General features: G+C 61.1%; 15 protein-coding genes. 4 read left to right on the top strand and 11 right to left on the bottom strand.

The features are described from left to right. Positions 1-42: 42 nt before the first annotated feature. The 6 genes from KUW17_RS06485 to KUW17_RS06460 all read right to left on the bottom strand — a co-directional run bounded on the left by KUW17_RS06485 (position 43) and on the right by KUW17_RS06460 (position 5,707). Complete coding sequence (locus KUW17_RS06485; protein WP_222476965.1) at positions 43-1,548, bottom strand: TRAP transporter large permease; 1,506 nt, start codon at positions 1,546-1,548, stop codon at positions 43-45. After that, the gene (locus KUW17_RS06480; protein ID WP_222476963.1) at positions 1,545-2,126 is read right to left on the bottom strand and encodes a TRAP transporter small permease; all 582 of its coding nucleotides are present in this window, start codon (positions 2,124-2,126) and stop codon (positions 1,545-1,547) included. Before KUW17_RS06480 ends, KUW17_RS06485 begins: the two co-directional genes overlap by 4 nt. An 81-nt stretch (positions 2,127-2,207) precedes the next feature. Next, entirely contained in the window at positions 2,208-3,251 is a 1,044-nt protein-coding gene (locus KUW17_RS06475) for a TRAP transporter substrate-binding protein (RefSeq protein WP_222476961.1), read from the bottom strand. Positions 3,252-3,576: 325 nt separating this feature from the next. Further along, the gene (locus KUW17_RS06470) at positions 3,577-4,275 is read right to left on the bottom strand and encodes a fumarylacetoacetate hydrolase family protein (protein WP_222476960.1); all 699 of its coding nucleotides are present in this window, start codon (positions 4,273-4,275) and stop codon (positions 3,577-3,579) included. Positions 4,276-4,554: 279 nt separating this feature from the next. Continuing rightward, positions 4,555-5,235, bottom strand: coding sequence for a sugar transferase (locus KUW17_RS06465; RefSeq protein WP_222476959.1), 681 nt, complete (start codon positions 5,233-5,235; stop codon positions 4,555-4,557). Positions 5,236-5,440: 205 nt separating this feature from the next. Beyond that, positions 5,441-5,707 (bottom strand): VPEID-CTERM sorting domain-containing protein, encoded by a 267-nt coding sequence (locus KUW17_RS06460; protein WP_222476958.1) that lies wholly within the window; start codon positions 5,705-5,707, stop codon positions 5,441-5,443. A gap of 255 nt (positions 5,708-5,962) precedes the next feature. On the opposite strand from KUW17_RS06460, the gene KUW17_RS06455 reads away from it, so the two are divergent. After that, positions 5,963-6,160, top strand: coding sequence for a hypothetical protein (locus tag KUW17_RS06455; RefSeq protein WP_222476957.1), 198 nt, complete (start codon positions 5,963-5,965; stop codon positions 6,158-6,160). A gap of 46 nt (positions 6,161-6,206) precedes the next feature. Here the strand turns inward: KUW17_RS06455 and KUW17_RS06450 are convergent, their stop codons facing one another. The 3 genes from KUW17_RS06450 to secA form a co-directional block, all read right to left on the bottom strand. After that, positions 6,207-7,760 (bottom strand): phosphate ABC transporter substrate-binding/OmpA family protein, encoded by a 1,554-nt coding sequence (locus tag KUW17_RS06450; RefSeq protein ID WP_222476956.1) that lies wholly within the window; start codon positions 7,758-7,760, stop codon positions 6,207-6,209. A 24-nt stretch (positions 7,761-7,784) separates the two neighbouring features. Then, positions 7,785-8,888, bottom strand: coding sequence for a hypothetical protein (locus tag KUW17_RS06445; RefSeq protein ID WP_315899384.1), 1,104 nt, complete (start codon positions 8,886-8,888; stop codon positions 7,785-7,787). A 95-nt stretch (positions 8,889-8,983) separates the two neighbouring features. Then, positions 8,984-11,683, bottom strand: a complete 2,700-nt coding sequence (secA, locus tag KUW17_RS06440) for a preprotein translocase subunit SecA (RefSeq protein WP_222476954.1) — start codon at positions 11,681-11,683, stop codon at positions 8,984-8,986. 177 nt (positions 11,684-11,860) lie between these two features. Here secA and KUW17_RS06435 point away from each other — a divergent pair, with 177 nt between their 5' ends. The 3 genes from KUW17_RS06435 to mutT are packed head-to-tail and all read left to right on the top strand — an operon-like array spanning position 11,861 to position 14,336. Continuing rightward, on the top strand, positions 11,861-12,712 hold the full coding sequence (locus KUW17_RS06435; protein WP_222476949.1) for a peptidylprolyl isomerase: 852 nt from the start codon (positions 11,861-11,863) through the stop codon (positions 12,710-12,712). A 2-nt stretch (positions 12,713-12,714) separates the two neighbouring features. Next, complete coding sequence (gene argJ, locus KUW17_RS06430; protein WP_222476946.1) at positions 12,715-13,941, top strand: bifunctional glutamate N-acetyltransferase/amino-acid acetyltransferase ArgJ; 1,227 nt, start codon at positions 12,715-12,717, stop codon at positions 13,939-13,941. After that, complete coding sequence (gene mutT, locus KUW17_RS06425) at positions 13,938-14,336, top strand: 8-oxo-dGTP diphosphatase MutT (protein WP_222476945.1); 399 nt, start codon at positions 13,938-13,940, stop codon at positions 14,334-14,336. The genes argJ and mutT overlap by 4 nt, the downstream gene beginning before the upstream one ends. Positions 14,337-14,768: 432 nt before the next feature. Here the strand turns inward: mutT and infB are convergent, their stop codons facing one another. Together infB and KUW17_RS06415 are read right to left on the bottom strand one after the other, a co-directional pair. Beyond that, on the bottom strand, positions 14,769-17,246 hold the full coding sequence (gene infB / locus KUW17_RS06420; protein WP_222476941.1) for a translation initiation factor IF-2: 2,478 nt from the start codon (positions 17,244-17,246) through the stop codon (positions 14,769-14,771). Then, positions 17,243-17,875, bottom strand: coding sequence for an RNA-binding protein (locus KUW17_RS06415; protein ID WP_222476931.1), 633 nt, complete (start codon positions 17,873-17,875; stop codon positions 17,243-17,245). The genes infB and KUW17_RS06415 overlap by 4 nt, the downstream gene beginning before the upstream one ends. Positions 17,876-17,888: the final 13 nt, after the last annotated feature.

The raw sequence follows: 17,888 nt of genomic DNA, 5'->3' as shown, positions 1-17,888 counted from the left end.
GCGAAAGGCCCCATCCCGCGCACAGCGGGAGAGGGCAGTGTGTCACTGCATTAGCATCAGCGGCAGCAGCGTGATGATCGGGAAGGCCACAAGGATGATCACCCGGATAATGTCGGAAGCGACAAAGAACATGACCGCCTTGTAGGTGTCGATCATACGGGTCTTGCGGTCCATCGCATTGATGATGAACAGGTTCATGCCCACCGGCGGGGTGATCAGGCCAACCTCCACCACGATCAGCACAAGCACGCCGAACCAGATGGCGACATATTCCGCTTCGATCCGGTTCACCCTGCTTTCGGTTACGCGGATGCCCAGTTCCTTCATCTGCTCGCGGGTCAGTTCGGCCCCGGTCGCGATGGCATCCTGTATCGAGGCAAGCATCTCCGCCCCCATCCCCTCAGGCACGCCGGCCTTCAAAACCTCCATTGCCGCATCCGCCTGCATCGCGGGCAGCGACAGCAGGCCAAAGTCCATGGCGGAGATCACAGGGAAGAAGATCGGAATGGTCAGCAGGATCATCGACAGCGAATCCATCAGGCAGCCGAACACCAGGTAGAAGGCCAGGATCAGCGCCAGCACCATCCAGGGGCTCAGGCCCTGGCTAACAACAAAATCCGCCAGTTCCTGCGGCACCTTGGTCAGCGCCAGGAAACCGTTGTAGAAGCCCGCGCCCAGCACGATGAAGAAGATCATCGCAGTGGAGCGCGCGGTCACTAGGAAACTATCCGCCAGGGTTTCGCGGTTCAGACCGCCATTGAGCCACGCGATCAGGCCGGTGCCGAACGCCCCCACAGCCGCGCCTTCAGTCGGAGTGAACCAGCCCAGATAAATACCGCCAACCACAAGGCCAAACACCAGAAGCACCGGCCACACATGGAATAGCGCGGCGAAGCGTTCGCCCCACGGGACTGGCGGGCGGGTGCCTGCGCTTTCCGGGAAAAGGCGGACATAGATGGAAATCGCAATCACGTAGCCAAGCGCTGCCAGCAGGCCGGGGATGAAGGCCGACAGGAACAGTTTGGCAATGTTCTGCTCGGTCAGAATTGCATAGATCACCAGCACCACCGAGGGCGGAATCAAAATGCCCAGCGTGCCGCCTGCAGCCAGTGTCGCGGTCGAAAACCCGCCGGCATAGCCGTATTGCTTCAGTTCCGGCAGTGCGACCCGGCCCATGGTGGCCGCAGTGGCCAGCGACGAGCCGCAAATTGCACCGAATCCGGCACAGGCACCAATAGCCGCCATAGCGACGCCGCCCTTGCGGTGGCCCAGGAACCCTTCGGCTGCCTTGAACAGCGCAGTGGACATGCCGCCCAGCGTCGCAAAATGCCCCATCAGCAGGAACATCGGCACGATGGTCAGCGAATAGGAGGAAAAGGTGGTATAGGTCTCGCTTTTCAAGCGGCCGAAGGCAACCTGGGTCCCGTCTGTCACCCAGATCAGCCCGCCGAGACCGACCAGGAACATCGAAAGCCCAATCGGAACCCGCAAAAAGATCAGAAGCATCAGAACCGGGAAGGAGGCGATGCCAATTTCAAGAGCTGTCACTGTTCACCCTCCACGCCGTCCCAGATCAGGATGCGGCCGGTAAAGAATTCAATGGTGCGAACCGCACCCATGTAGATGCCCACGATGGCGGCTACGACTGCTGCCAGCAGGCTGATGGCGTAAGCCCACCAGATCGGGAACTCGAGCAGGAAGGAGGTCTCGCCGTTGGAATATTTACCTGCCAGACCTTCCGCCAGCCGCCAGGCAATTAGCACCAGAACCGCGGCAAAGACAATTTCGGTCACCATCCGCAAAAACCGCTTCACACTGCGCGGAAAAGCATTGGCCACCACATCGACCGAGGCATGCCCCGCGGTGATCTGGCACAGCGGCAGAAAGGCGAAGATGGCAAAGGCCACCCCGGCCTCGACCAATTCGAAGTCGCCGTTCACAGGCCCGACCCAGCCTGTCATCCATTTCGAAAACCCCGGTGCAATCCGCTCCATCAAATCGCCATGGAAGAAACCGTTGAGCAACCGCCCAGCGATAGAAACACATGTCAGAATGATCAGAAGAGTGAGGACCGCACCGCCCAGGTAGGCCATTGATTTGGCCAGCCGCATCATGAGCTTGTGCATGGTTCAGTTGCCTTGTTCCGGTATGCAAAGGGCCGCAGTGCCAATGCCGCGCGGCCCTTCACCTTTATCAATCCAAACGCCTTACTGGTACTGAGGCGTGTATTTCTCGATCAGTGCGCTGGCTTCGTCGATCAGCGCGGCACCGTCGATGCCCTTTTCCTTCATGTCGGCGATCCACTGGTCATAGATCGGCTGCGCGCGCTCGCGCCAAATGGCGGTCTGCTCTTCGTCCAGAGTGATCACGTTGTTGCCCAGATCCAGTGCCATCTCGCGCGAGGGGCCGTCCGAGTCCGCCTGGGTGCCACCCGCGAAGACCGAGAATTCAAGGCCGGAGTTGTCGTCGATCGCCTTCTTCAGGTCATCGGGCAGGCTCTCATACTTTTCCTTGTTCATCGCCAGAACGAAGGTCAGGGTGTAAAGAGCCTTGCCGGTGAACTCGGTGTGGTTCTCCACCAGTTCCGGAACCTTCAGCGCCGCGGTCACTTCCCAAGGAATGGTGGTGCCGTCGATCACGCCTTTTGACAGGCCTTCCGGGATCGCCGGAACTGGCATCCCAACCGGGGTTGCGCCCAGTTCGGTCAGCAGCGCGTTGACCGAGCGGCCGCCGCCACGGATCTTCATGCCTTCCAGATCTTCAGGCGTTTCCACCGGATCCGAAGTGTGGATCATGCCGGGGCCGTGCACCCATGTGCCCAGGATGTGCACATCCTTGAACTCGGTGTCTTTCATATGCTTGTCGAACATCTCCCAATAGGCGTGCGAAACGGCGCGCGCATTGGTCATCATGAACGGCAGCTCAAACACCTCGGTTGAGGGGTAGCGGCCAGGAGTGTAGCCCACCACGGTCCAGACGATGTCGGCCACACCGTCGATGGCTTGGTCCATCAGCTCCGGCGGCTTACCGCCCAGCTGCATCGAGGGGAAGCGGTCGATCTTGATCCGCCCGCCAGACGATTCTTCAACATTGTCTGCCCAGACGTCCAGGATCAGTTTCGGCACGTTTGCCTGCGCTGGCAGGAACTGGTGCAGTTTCAGGGTCACCTCCTGAGCAAGAGCCGGCATCGCGCCGAACATTGCCAGGGCCGCTGCGCCCGCTGCCCCCAAAAGCTTTCTGCGAGTGGTCATGTGTGTCCTCCCTTTGACCAAATCACTTGCCGGACCTTCCGCCTTCGCAACATTGCTGCGGCGCCCTGCGAATTTCTTTCCGATTCTGCCGTCAAAGACCCCCATTGGGTTCGTTTAACGAACCGGCTGCTTCCCTGCTATTAGGTGCGTTTGTAACCATCAACAGCAGATTATGCATTTTTTACTCATGAAATCTGCCTGCACATCCTGTCTTCAGGCAGATTCGCCGGCCAACGTGTTACGAAACAGTCAGAAATCACACTTAAATTGATACATATGGAAACAGCCGCGTGGCAACAACTATCGAGGCATAGGCCGCTATGCGTCATTCCGCAGCAGCCAATGTCAGTTCAACCGGCGCCAGCCCGGCAATCCCACCGCGTATCCGGTCTCCGGCCTGCACAGCCCCTACCCCGGCAGGTGTGCCAGTCAGGATCAGGTCCCCCGGCCGCAGGTGGTAGAAACCGGAGAGGTGGCAAATGATGTCTGCTACAGACCAGATCATCTCTGCCAGAGTGGCTTCCTGGCGGGTCTCACCGTTAACCTCCAGCCATATGCGCTGCCCCTCGGGGCCGTCCCACCCCGCCGCCCGGGTCAGCGGTGCCAGGACCGTGCCGTTCTCAAGGTCCTTTCCCAGGTCCCAGGGCCGCTGCTTCTGCCGCTCGCGGATCTGCAAATCGCGCCGGGTCATGTCCAGCGCACATCCATAGCCGAATATGGATGCCGCAGCGGCTTCCTTTGTTGTCCGGAAAACCGGCGCCCCGATTGCCACAGCCAGTTCCATTTCATAGTGGAAATTTTCAGTGCCTGGCGGATAAGGCACAACCGCCCCCGTCAGCACCGCATTGGCGGCGGCTTTGGTGAAATAGAACGGCGCTTCCCGGTCGACTTCATTACCCATCTCCGCGGCATGCGCCGCATAATTGCGCCCAACGCAGAATATCCGCCCAACCGGGTACACAGCCGCTTCCCCAGCGACCGGGATGAGCGGAGCCTCTGGCAGTTCAAACAGAGACTGTCCCATGGGCATTTCCTTTCCGCCACCTGGCTTGCGTTCTTTGTCTCAAGTCAGAACTGTTTAAACCCCAGCTGTAAACCCTTGTTTTAACCGGCCGTGCCTAGGCAATTCCTCGGTTGTGCCCGGTCTCCAGGTCCAGAAGCTGTCACTTTTTCGGGTCATGATCCGGTCGCCGGAAGGCCTGCACGGCAGTTCATCAGACACGCCGCACCTATGCGGAAATAAAGCGGCGCGGCGGTGTCTGTGTTAAGCGCCCGCTCTCAGCAGGGGAAAGGGCGTTGCAGATCAGCGGCCCGTGGTACCAAGAATCGCCAAACCGGTTCTGGCGATGATCCCGACGTCCTTCCAGAAGCTGCACCGAGCCAGATAAGCCACGTCCAATGCCACGCGCGCCTCATAGCTGACACCATTGCGGCCGGAGACCTGCCACAACCCGGTGATGCCGGGTGTTTGGGCCAGATAGGCGGAGACGCTGCTGCCGTATTTGGCCAGCTCCGCGGCGACGATGGGGCGCGGCCCGACAAAGCTCATCTCGCCTTTCAGCACGTTCCAGATCTGCGGCAGCTCATCCAAGCTGGTCCTGCGCAGGATCTGACCCAGCCGGCTGACGCGTGGATCGCGGGCCAGCTTGCGGCTGCGCGCCCACTCCGCCGCCGCCGCCGGATCAGCGTCAAGGAGCGCCTGCAGCTGCGATTCAGCATCCGCCACCATGCTGCGCAGCTTCCAGCAGGTGAAGGGCCTGCCGTTCCGCCCCACCCGGGTATGGCCAAAAAACCCCGGGCCGCCGTCTAAACGCACAAACGTCCAAATACCCAGGACAACGGGTGCCACTACCGGCAGCAGCAGCAGAGCCAGGCCCAGATCAAACAGCCGCTTTCCCGACCGGGCGTAAAAGCCCAGGTTCACCGGGCCGCGACGGGCCGCGGTAGCGTCAATAGCAGTCGCAGTGAAGGTTAGATCATTCATCGTCAAACGCCTTGATCTGCAATGCGAATTAGAAGAATTGCACCCGCTATACGTGTTTGTTTTATTTCAAATGCAACTAAGATGGAATGACTGGGGGCAGAGTTTCCGGCATTTTTACGGTCGCTGGACTTCGCGCAGCCTGCGTGAAGCCCGGAGCGGTAGCGGCTATGCGGCGCCTGTAAGGGATCTTCTGCCCGCACCCGGGTTAGCTCCTCCGCCGACGGTTCAGCTCCCAGACCAGGGCCAGCGCGGCACCGGTAGCGGCCAGCGCCAGCAGGCCAGAGCCTGCATCAATTTCTGGAACCCCATGCGGGTTGCCAACCCCATTGCTCCAACCGTTGCCGCCGGAATTCCCATTGCCGGTGCCCCAGCCGCCATTGCCATTACCCCTGCCAGCGGCAAAGGCGGCGGATAAAGTTAAGCAGTTCACAACGGCTGCTGCTGCTGCGGCAACAGTCAAAAAGGATTTCATCGGCCCAGCCTCAAAGCGGAGTTATCTACTCTTTTTCGATGAAAATTAACACTTGTTAACCCAGCGCTCAATTTGGAGGCCATCCTTAGCCAACGCTTGCCCCCAAGCTGTAGCCGGCCTGCACCACTCCGCCCCGGCGACAGGCCCGGGCGCGCATGGCGCGAATCGCACCGCCGGCCTGCACGAGTTGGCGCTTCTCCAGTGCGGCGAAAACCGGTGCCGGGCCTCAATACGGGTTAAAAAGGTCAGATGGCGATGGCCACCCGCTGCGGGGCAAGCACTGCCGCTCCGGCGCTGTGGCAGGCAGGCTCCCCCTTCAAGATGATCTCGCTACCCTTGATCTTGGTCGCCCCGGAAATCCGGTTGCACCCCTCTACCATGAACCAGGCCTTCACGGGCGCGGGGCCGTGGAAGCCGAAGGTGGTGCCGCATTCGGCGCAGGCGCCGGGCTAATAATTTGCGCGGCAATAACCATGCCCCTTCTGAAACCGGGCCGACTCTAGCGAACCCAGACTTCTACCCGGCGGTTGATCTGCCGTCCCCATTCACTGTCGTCGCAGGCCATCGGCAAGGCCTCGCCAAAACCCTCTGTTCGGATATCAACACGGCTTGCATCTGCTGTTTCTGCTGCCTGGACAATAGCCTCCCGCACGGCAGCGGCCCGTTTCAATGCAATCTGCCGGTTGCCAGTGGCAGGTCCGACCCCGTCCGAGAAACCTGCAAAGACAAGCTCCTTTGCATCGAATTCACCTGCCTCCAGAGCCCGGGCAAGGTGTTCGATATTGCTGCGGGATTGAGCATCAGGGCGGGACGATCCAGGTTCAAAGCGGAAGGAGACCGTCAGCCGCCGCATTCCGCCCAGCTGGTTCATCAAGCGTTGCAGCTCATTGAGGTCTTCTTTTCCTTCTGCGGCAAGAATCGCGTTGGCCAGCCGGTTGCCCTGGCGGCTGACCGGGATCAGCTCCGGCGCCTGATCCACAAACCCGGCCCGGCGGATCACGGCCTGCGCAGCGGGCCCGCGCACATAGGCGAGAAAGTCCCGCACCACCTTGGGAAGGCGCCGGGCCGGCAAATACAGGAACATGGGAACCGTCAGCGGATAATCCTCTGTCTTGACTGCCCGGCGGCTGGCCTGCAGCGAAAACCCGCAAGGGCCGGTCAGCGTCAGCACACGTGCTGCGCCTTTCTCGGCGTAGCTGGCAATGCCGATGGCAAAAGGATCGATCAGTACCCGCCGGACCAGCGTGCTGCTGCGGTCATGGCGGCGGATTGCGGGTGTAAAGCCGGCGCCAAAAGGCACCATCAGCTTGTCTTCCACCGCCTGAGAGAGGCCGGAAGCGGACACCGGCATATGTATGGAAACGGGTGCATCCGGGCCGCCTAGCTCCTGCCAGTTTGTGATCCGGCCGGACAGGATCCCGGCAAGCTGCGGCAGGGAGATTTCGCGCACCGGGTTACCGGGCGCCACCACCGGCACAAACGCGTCCAACGCCAGCACCCGGCTGCGGCCGGCACCGGTCAAGTCCCCCAGCCCGGCCGCCCTCGCGGCCTTCCGCTCCAGCGGGCGGATTTCCCGCAATGCCATCGCGACATCTGCCTCATCGGAAATAAGGGCCGCAAAACCAGCATCGGTATTGCTGGCAATAAAGGTGAAGCGTGCAACCGGTGTCTGGCCGCGCATCAGCACATGGCTGAAGTTCCCTTCCGGCAGGGGCTCGCGGCGGCTCTGGTACCCGTTGCGCCGGGCAAAGCCTTCAATCAGCGCTGGCAGCAGCACTTCCGACATTACGGAGGAGCCAGCAAGGGTGATCTCGGCCACAAAGCCGGACAGACTGGGGCACCCAGGCCCTTCGCAGTCCACTCCCGAGCCGTCCACGGTGAGTTCGCCGAACTGGGTTTGCACCCGGTAGAATTCACCATCAAAACCCAATAGCGTGCCGGTGATTTCAACCGCGCCATCCGGAGAAGACAGGGTGACATCCTGGGCCGCGAGACCGCGCGCCAGAACCGTCAGAAAAAGTGCGGCGCAAACGGCCGCACGGAAGAAGGTCATGTGGATACCTGAAGTTACCGCAAATCAGTTGGCGGCGATTTTCAGGTCTTCCACCAGATTATTCAACACCAGAAAACTGCCCTGTGCGTCACAGTCCGGCATTGCCAGCACCAGATCACGGCTGCTGAGCCTGCCGCCGCGCAGCTGCAGCGCCTGTGCAAAGATGTCCCGTCCGCAATTGCTGGTGGTTACCTCAGCTTCTGCGGTCAGGGATACGGTGCCCGATTGTCCGGGCAGACGGGATGGCAGGCTGTAGACTTCAGCAACACGGGCTGCCAGATGGCTCTCGTCGCCAAACCGGTCGATCCACCCGGCTCCTGACCCGCCTGCGGCCCCGTGCCAGACGTGGCCTGCACTGCCATAAGCTGCACCGAATTCGCGGGCGTGCACTTCGAATCCGCTATTGCCGCTCCACTGCACGACAACACGCTCCATAGATTCGATACCATCCACCTCGGCAACCGCGACGGCCCCGGCGCCGCTTGCCGTTTCCGCAATAAAAACGGCTGTCCGCGCCAATGCAGGCACAAGGGATGCATACTGCCCAGTGCTGTCCAAGGAAGCTGTAAAGCTCATGCCGCTGTGATGCACTGTCAGACGCTCATGCGCGCGGCAAGGCGCATCAACGGAGAACGCCACCATTGCCTGGGGTGCGGCTTCGGCAGTTGCTGTCATCTGACATGATGCTGCCGGCACCGGATCCGCCCCGGGAGTGCCTTTCGGCTCGATGGCCGTATCCGGCGGCGCAGAGGTCAAAGCAATCCGTTCGATCCGAAGCTCGGCCGCTTCCGGCTCAATCGGCAATTCGGACGCGCCCCCTGCCAGTCCCTGGGCAGTTTCCACCCCGCGGCCGGCACCGGAATACTGCATGTAAATTCCGATGCCCAAGGCGCAAGCCAAAGTCATCGCAGCTGTCAGAATTACCTGTCTATTCGGCATTGGATCCTCCTGAGCCCGCCCAGTAGAGGAAACCTGCCCGGCAATGACGGCCAGTTTATGGCCGCCAGCAGGAGAGAATCCGGCAATTTCGCCGATTTCGTTGCGCACAAGGAAACAAACTCGGGGGAGCTGCCCACTCGGATTGGCAGCGCACTGCCCTCCTTTGACGAACCTGGTGCAGCACAGCACCTTCTCCAGCAGAGGCTTGCCATTCCGGCCCTGCCCTGGCCGCAGCCAGGGGCAGGTTACCGGAGTCAGGCTGTTACTTTATTGCAAGCCCGCAATCAGGCCAGGCTGCCGTGGCAATGCTTGAATTTCTTGCCTGACCCGCAGGGGCATTTTTCATTGCGCGAGGGGGTGCCCCAAGTTGCCGGGTCATCCTCAACGAAGCCTGGAGCGGGTTCTTCCGCCGGTGCTTCCGCTGCATGAGCCTGAGTTGCCATCTGCTGCATGGCGGCCTGGCGGGCTGCCATTTCCATCAGCATCTGCTGCTGCTCTTCCTCGGTCATCGGGCGCACGCGGCTGAGCTGCTGAGAGACCTCTTCGCGCAGACTGTCCAGCATGCCCTCAAACAGTTGGAAGCTCTCGTTCTTGTACTCATTGAGCGGATCGCGCTGCGCATAACCGCGGAAGCCGACAACGGAACGCAGATGCTCCAAAGTCAGAAGATGCTCGCGCCACTTCTTGTCGATGGTTTGCAGCAGCACCTGTTTTTCGATGTTGCGCATGTTTTCCGGACCGAAGGCTTCGGCTTTTTGCGCCATAAGCTTGTCAGAGGCTTCAACCAGGCGCTCTCTGATCTGCTCATCATCGACGCCCTCCTCAGCCGCCCATTCGGCAACCGGCGCGTCAATCGACAACATCTCCCGAACCTGTTCCTGCAGGCCGGCAGTATCCCACTGATCGGCGTAGGTCTTAGGCGGCATATAGGTGTCGAGCAGGTCGTCAATCACTTCATGACGCATGTCGTCGGTAATCTCGGACAGGTCATCCGCAGCCATAATCTCACGGCGCTGGTTGAAGATCACCTTGCGCTGATCGTTCATCACATCGTCAAACTTCAGAACGTTCTTGCGCATGTCGAAGTTGCGGCCCTCGACCTTCGCCTGCGCGCGTTCCAGCGATTTGTTGACCCACGGGTGAACAATCGCCTCACCTTCCTTCATGCCCAGCGAGGACAGCAGCTTGTCCAGCCGTTCGGAGCCAAAGATCCGCATCAGATCGTCTTCGAGGCTGAGGTAGAAGCGGGTACGCCCCGGGTCGCCCTGGCGGCCGGACCGGCCGCGCAGCTGATTGTCGATGCGGCGGCTTTCGTGGCGCTCAGACGCCATCACGAAAAGGCCCCCGGCATCCAGAACCTTCTGCTTTTCCTCGGCGTGCTTGGCTTCCTCAGTGGCACGCAGCTCCACCGGATCCGCCTCAGGGTTTGCTGCCAAGGCTTCCAGCACCTTCATCTCGACATTGCCGCCGAGCTGAATGTCAGTGCCGCGGCCGGCCATGTTGGTGGCAATGGTCACGGCACCCAGGCGGCCTGCATCCGCCACGATCTGCGCTTCCTGCTCATGGTGGCGGGCGTTCAGCACGTTGTGCGGGATGCCTTCCTTCTCCAGCATCTGGCTCAGCAGCTCGGACTTTTCAATCGAAGTCGTGCCCAGAAGCACTGGCTGACCCTTTCCGTGCGCTTCCTTTGCCTCTTCGATCATGGCTTCATATTTCTCACGGGCCGTGCGGTAGACCTGATCATCCTCGTCCAGACGCGCAATCGGACGGTTGGTCGGAACTTCCACCACGCCAAGGCCGTAGATTTCGGCAAATTCCTCGGCCTCAGTCATCGCGGTGCCGGTCATGCCCGACAGCTTGTCATAAAGGCGGAAATAGTTTTGGAAGGTGACCGAGGCCAGGGTGGTGTTCTCCGGCTGGATGTCCACCTCTTCCTTAGCTTCAATGGCCTGGTGCAGCCCTTCGGACAGGCGGCGGCCGGCCATCATGCGGCCCGTGAATTCGTCGATCAGCACCACCTGGCCGTTGCGGACAATGTAATCCTTGTCGCGCTGGAACAGCTTGTGCGCCCGCAGGGCCTGGTTGACGTGGTGAACCACCGTTGTGCTTTCGGGGTCGTAAAGCGACGCCTCTCCTTCCAGCAGCCCATGCTCACGCAGAACCTGCTCCAGGTATTCGTTGCCATCCTCGGTAAAGGTCACACCGCGGGTTTTCTCATCAATCTCATAGTGGTCTTCCGCCAGCAGCGGGATCACCTTGTCGATGGTCGCGTAGAGCTCCGAGCGATCCTCGGCCGGGCCGGAGATGATCAGCGGGGTGCGCGCCTCGTCGATCAGGATCGAATCCACCTCGTCCACGATGGCAAAGTTGTGCTGCTTCTGAAACACCTGATCCAGCGACGGTTTCATGTTGTCGCGCAGGTAGTCAAAGCCCAGCTCATTGTTCGTCGCATAGGTGACGTCGCTTTGATAGGCGGCCATTTTCTCGGCATCGGGCTGGCCCGACCAGATCACGCCGGTGGTCATGCCAAGCTGGGCAAATACCTTGCCCATCCACTCACTGTCGCGCTTGGCGAGATATTCGTTCACGGTGACCACATGCACGCCCTTGCCGGTCAGGGCGTTCAAGTAGGCCGGGAAGGTGGCAACCAGGGTCTTGCCCTCGCCGGTCTTCATCTCGGAAATGTTACCCTGGTGCAGGAACACACCGCCCATCAGCTGGGTATCAAAGGCGCGCAAACCCAGGGCCCGCTTGGCTGCTTCACGCACGTTGGCAAATGCCTCAGGCAGCAGCGCATCCAGGCTCTCGCCATCCAGCGCCCGCTTGCGCAGCTCCTCGGTCTTTGCCACCAGCCCGTCATCGCTAAGCTTCGCGAACTCATCTTCCAGCCCGTTGATTTGCGCAATCAGCGGCCGTGTCGCCTTGATTTTACGGTCGTTCGGCGTGCCGAAAACCTTTTTGGCGATTGTTCCGAAACCCAGCATATCTTCTCCAGCGATCCTATGTCCGGCCTTTGCATCGGGCAGGCTTGCCCGCCGTGTCCGCAACCCATAAACAATGGTGGAAAGACGGTCCTGCCAATGGCCTCAAAGCGATGTAAGCGGCAGGGTATAGAGTGTCAACGCCAGGCCCCACCGCGGCCAAGGAATAGGAAGGTTTCAATGCGTAAAGGTCTCACATTTCTGCGCGGCATGGCGATTGCTGCCTGTGCAGCGCTGCCGCTGACCGCAGCAGCAGCACCGCATGCAAACACCGTGGTTGCCTCGGTCAACGGCGAAGAGATCACCATCGGCCATATGGTCATGGCCCGCGAAAACCTGCCGGCCCAGTACAAGCAGCTGCCGGACGAAGTGCTGTACAACGCAATCCTGGACCAGCTGATCCAGCAGACGGCGCTGAAACAGCAGCTGCGAGGCGAGGTCCCGCGCTATGTCGAGCTTTCGGTCGAAAACGAGGAACGCGCCATGCTGGCGGCGGACGTGATCGAAATGGTTATGGACAAGGCCAGCGGTGAAGAGAAGCTACGGGCGGCATACGACGAGAAGTATTCCACCGGCGAAGGCGGCGATGAATTCCACGCTGCGCATATCCTGGTCGAAAGCGAAGAAGACGCGGTGGACGTCAAGGCCGAGCTGGACGCTGGCGCCGACTTTGCGACCCTGGCAAAAGAGCGTTCCACCGGCCCGTCCGGCCCCAATGGCGGTGACCTCGGCTGGTTCACCACCGGCCGCATGGTACCGGAATTCGAGCAGGCGGTCCTGAAACTGCGCGCGGGAGAGGTATCAGCCCCGGTCCAGACCCAGTTCGGCTGGCATATCATTCTGCTGAACGACCGCCGCAAAACGGAAGCGCCCGAATTCGAAGAGGTGCGTGCAGAATTGGCGGATGAGCTGCGCCAAAAAGCTGTTGAGGAGCGGGTGAACGAGCTGACCGCTGCCGCCAAAATCGAACGGCCCGAGATCGAGGACCTGGACCCGGCCATTCTCAAAGACATTAGCCTGGTAAGGAACTGATCATGGCCAAATCCATGCCCGTTTCACCGCTGGCACCCGCTAGCTTCCCCGATCTTCCCGTGATCAGCGGCGTGCGCTTTGCATCTGCTGCCGCCGGTGTCAAATACCAGGGCCGTACCGATGTGATGCTGGCTGTCATGGATCCGGGCACCGCGGTAGCCGGTGTCTTTACTCGCTCCAAGACCCGTTCCGCTCCGGTTCTCGACTGCCAGTCCAAGCTGGGCGGCGCGGCGGATGCCGGCGCGGCCATCCTGGTGAACTCAGGAAATTCCAACGCCTTTACTGGCCACTACGGCCAAACCTCAGTAGCGGAGATTACTTCGGCTGTGGCCGCAGAAACCGGCATCCCGGCGGAACGTGTATTCTCTGCCTCCACCGGCGTCATCGGCGAGCCGCTGCCGCACGACCGGATTATTGCCAAGATCGGAGAGCTGAACGGCGCATTGGATGAAAACGCGCTGGAAGACGCCGCCAAGGCAATCATGACGACCGACACATTTGCCAAAGGCGCCAGCGCCACGGTCGGCATCGAAGGCAAGACGGTCAAGGTCGCCGGCATCGCCAAAGGTTCCGGTATGATCGCGCCGGACATGGCGACGATGCTGGTCTACATCTTCACCGATGCCAAGGTGGAGCAGGCGGCGCTGCAGGCCCAGCTGGCGGAGATTTGCGACCGCAGTTTCAACTGCATCACCGTGGACAGCGATACCTCCACCTCCGACAGCCTGATGCTCTGCGCCACCGGAGCGTCCGGCGTGGACGCCACTGGCAACGCGGAATTTGCTTCCGGCCTGGAGCGGGTCATGCTGGACCTGTCGCACCAAGTGGTGCGCGACGGCGAAGGCGCGACCAAATTTGTGGAAATTCAGGTAACGGGCGCAGCTTCGGATGCTGATGCCAAGGTGCATGGCATGGCAATTGCCAACTCCCCCTTGGTGAAAACCGCCATAGCCGGAGAAGATCCGAACTGGGGCCGCGTAGTGATGGCAATCGGCAAGTCCGGCGCCGCTGCAGACCGCGATCTCCTGTCGATTTCCTTTGGCGATGTGCTGGTGGCCGAAAAGGGCTGGGTGTCGCCAGACTACAAGGAAGAGCTGGGTGCGGCGGAGATGAAGAAGCAGGAGATCAGCATCAAGGTCGACTTGGGGCTTGGCAGCGGCTCGGCAACCGTCTGGACGTGCGATCTCACGCATCAATACATCTCAATCAACGCGGATTACCGGTCATGAAGACAGTACTGGTATCCGCGGTTGCACTTATCGATGTGGATGGGCGCGTGCTGCTCGCGCAGCGGCCTGAAGGCAAGTCCATGGCTGGCCTCTGGGAGTTTCCCGGCGGCAAGATCGAACCGGGGGAAACTCCGGAGGCCGCGCTGGTCCGAGAGCTGCATGAGGAGCTGGGCATAGATACCTGGGCTTCCTGCCTGGCTCCGCTAACCTTTGCCAGCCATTCTTACGCGGATTTCCACCTGCTGATGCCGCTGTTTGCCTGCCGCAAGTGGGAGGGCATCCCGCAAGCAAAAGAAGGCCAGACCCTGAAATGGGTCCGCCCACAGGACCTGCGCGATTACCCGATGCCGCCAGCCGATATCCCGCTGATCCCCATCCTTCGCGATTGGCTTTAGCACGCGAACAGTCATTTTGCGGCGCAGCCGTCGCAAAGCGGAATCCGTTTTCTGCTTTTTTGCCGGGCATTTAACTGCCCGGCCCCGGCGCGCGTGAACCCTTTGTTAATTTATCTGATCAAGTATTTAAGAACAAACGGGCTTACCGGCTTCGACTTCAGCAAAACAGGAACCGCCTCTCATATTGAGGGGGATCCTTTCCCTGCTTCTCGGCTTCATCATACGGGCATTCCCGAACGGAGTAATCGCGGTGCAGTCCCCCCGGCAGCACCCGCGGCCTGGGCAGCCACTCACGCACGCCAGGCAAGGAAGGGCAGCTCCTCAGGCTGCCCTTCTTCCTGTTTTCACTGGTGACGCTGCTGAAGAGGGAAATGATGAACAAAAAAGGCCCCGGCAAAAACCGGGGCCTGTCTTTTCTGCTTCCCGCCGGGATTAATCGAGGGTGCGGGTCACTTCTTCGCGCTCGAAGATTTCGATCACGTCATTCGGGCGGATATCGTCGTAGTTCTCAAACGCCATACCGCATTCCTGACCGGACTGAACCTCAGAGACCTCATCCTTGAAGCGCTTCAGGGTCTTCAGCGTGCCTTCGTGGATCACCACGTTGTCACGCAGCAGGCGCACACCGGCCGAGCGGCGGGCAACGCCCTCGGTGACCAGACAGCCGGCAACTTTGCCAACACCCGTGACCTTGAAAACTTCCTTGATCTGCGCATAGCCGATGAAGTTTTCGCGGATCTCCGCCGACAGCAGGCCCGAAGCCGCTGCTTTTACGTCATCCACCAGGTCATAGATCACCGAGTAGTAGCGGATCTCCACACCCTTTTGGTTGGCGGTGTTACGGGCCGAGGCATTGGCACGGACGTTGAAGCCCATGATCGGTGCACCGGAGGCTTCCGCCAAGCCGACGTCGGTCTCGGTGATCGCGCCAACTCCGGAGTGCAGCACGCGCACGCGCACTTCCTCGTTGCCGATTTTCTCCATCGCCTGAACGATGGCTTCGGCGGAACCCTGCACGTCGGCTTTGACCAGGATCGGCAGTTCAGAGACGTTTTCGTCTTCCTTCGCCTTGGCCATCAGCTGTTCCAGAGTGGTTGCGGCACCAGCGGCGGCACGCTTGTCCTTGGCGGCCTGCTCGCGGTAGGCGGCGATTTCGCGCGCCTGCGCTTCGGTTTCGGTCACGTTCAGAACGTCGCCTGCTTCCGGAGTGCCGTTGAGACCAAGAACCTCGACCGGAACCGAGGGGCCTGCTTCCTGAACGCGCTCGCCCTTGTCGTTGATCAGCGCGCGGACCTTGCCGTACTGCTCACCCACAACAAAGATATCGCCCTGGCGCAGGGTGCCGTTCTGAACCAGAACGGTGGCCACGGGGCCGCGGCCCACATCCAGCTGCGCCTCGATCACGGCACCCTGTGCAGCGCGGTCGGGGTTGGCTTTGAGTTCCAGGATTTCCGCTTGCAGCGCAATGGCTTCCAGAAGCTCATCCAGACCCTGACCAGTGACAGCGGAGACTTCCACATCCTGCACTTCACCGGACATCTGCTCCACGATCACCTCGTGCTGCAGCAGGTCGGTGCGGACCTTCATCGGGTCTGCTGCCGGTTTGTCGATCTTGTTGATCGCGACGATCATCGGAACTCCAGCGGCCTTGGCGTGGTTGATCGCCTCGACGGTCTGCGGCATCACCGCGTCGTCCGCGGCCACAACCAGAACCACGATATCGGTCACCTGCGCACCACGCGAGCGCATCGAGGTGAAGGCAGCGTGGCCCGGGGTATCCAGGAAGCTGAGCACGGTGCCGCCTTCAGTGGTCACCTGGTAGGCGCCGATGTGCTGGGTGATGCCGCCGGCTTCGCCTGCCACCACACGCGCATCGCGGATGGCGTCCAGCAGCGAGGTTTTGCCGTGGTCGACGTGGCCCATGATGGTGATGACCGGGGGACGCGGTTTCAGGTCCTCTTCCTTGTCCTCGACCTCCTTGATCACATCCTCGACGTCCGCATCGGAAACGCGGGTCACCTTGTGGCCGAATTCCTCGATGATCAGCTCGGCGGTATCGGCGTCGATCGACTGGTTCTGGGTGACCATCATGCCCATCTGCATGAGCGACTTCACCACATCGGCGACGCGCTCAGCCATACGGTTGGCGAGTTCGGAAACCACAATAGTTTCCGGCAGCTGCACGTCGCGCACAACCTTTTCACGCTCGACAGAACCGCCCATGGCCTTCTGGCGCGCGCGTTCCTGCTTGCGCTTCATTGCAGCCATCGAACGCTGGCGGTTGCCTTCACCGCCAGTTGCCTGGCCCAGAGTCAGCTTGCCGGAGCGGCGGTTGTCGTCACGGCCCTTGCCGCGTGCCGGGCGCTGCTCGCGTTCCCGGTCGGCTTTGCGGGGCGCTGCAGCGGGAGCAGGCTTGCTGGGGGCAGGACGCTCTGCCTTGGCAGCAGCAGGTGCGGGCGCAGCGGCGGCACGTTTGGCCTCTTCTTCGGCCTCGATGCGCTTGCGCTCTTCCTCTTCAGCCTTCTGACGGGCGCGCTCTTCAGCTTCGCGCTGCTCGCGTTCCTTGGCTTCCTGCTCCGCCCGGCGGCGCTCACGCTCTTCGGCGCGGGCCTTTTCCTCGGCTTCGCGCTGCGCGGCTTCTTCAGCCTCGCGGGCCTTGGCGGCCTGCAGAGCCTTCAGGCGGCGTTCCATTTCTGCGTCGCTAATGCCGGCAGGCCGGCGCGATCCGGATGTGGAAGGCGCAGCACCGCTGCCGCCCTTGGCCGCACCCGGCTTGGGAACCACAACGCGCTTGCGCTTGGTTTCCACCACGACATTCTTGGTCCGTCCATGGCTGAAACTCTGTTTCACGTTCCCCGGACGGGAACCCCCACGCAGACCCAGTGTCTTTTTGCCGTCACTATCGCTCATAAAGCTACTTTTCCTTCCGTGCGGCCGTTGCCGCCCACCATTTCGCGCAAACCTTGCAGTCGTTGCGCCTCATCTACAACACGTTTGCTGAGTCCGCCAGAGGCGAGGGCGGCATGGATCGCAGTTTGGCGTCCAAATGCCATTCCCAGCTCGTCCGCCGTGAGGCAGCCGATGAATTTGCCCTTGTAGGGCGTGCTCAGCTTCGACTTTCCGCGCCCCGACCCGTCGGAGGCCTGGATCAGCACCCGCGCCTCTTCCTTGGCCAGCCAGTCCTTGACCCGCTCAAAGCCAGACACCGCATCGCCCGACTTGCGCGCCAGGCTGATCAGTTCGATCACCCGTCGAGCGACCTGGCGCTCGACATCCTGAACCAGCTCTTCCGGCACCTGGACTTGCGCCTTGAACCCGCGGGCAAACAGCTTCTTCTTGACCGCAGTGCCCAGGGCTTCCCGGCTGGAGGTGACATAGACGCCGCGGCCGGGCAGCTTGCCCATCACGTCGGGTACGACCCGCCCTTCAGGGCCCATCACAAAACGGATGAGGCCCTGCTTGGGCTGAGATTCACCGGTGGCGATGCATTTGCGTTCGCTCTCGCCAGTCCGGTCTTTTGTGACCCCGCCGCGTGTCATTCAGTTCTCCTGT

The organism is Leisingera aquaemixtae (assembly GCF_019801145.1).
In the GTDB taxonomy this organism is placed as follows: Bacteria; Pseudomonadota; Alphaproteobacteria; order Rhodobacterales; family Rhodobacteraceae; genus Leisingera; species Leisingera aquaemixtae_A.
Note: the sequence above shows the minus strand (reverse complement) of the source record. Positions and strands in the feature narration are given on the sequence as shown.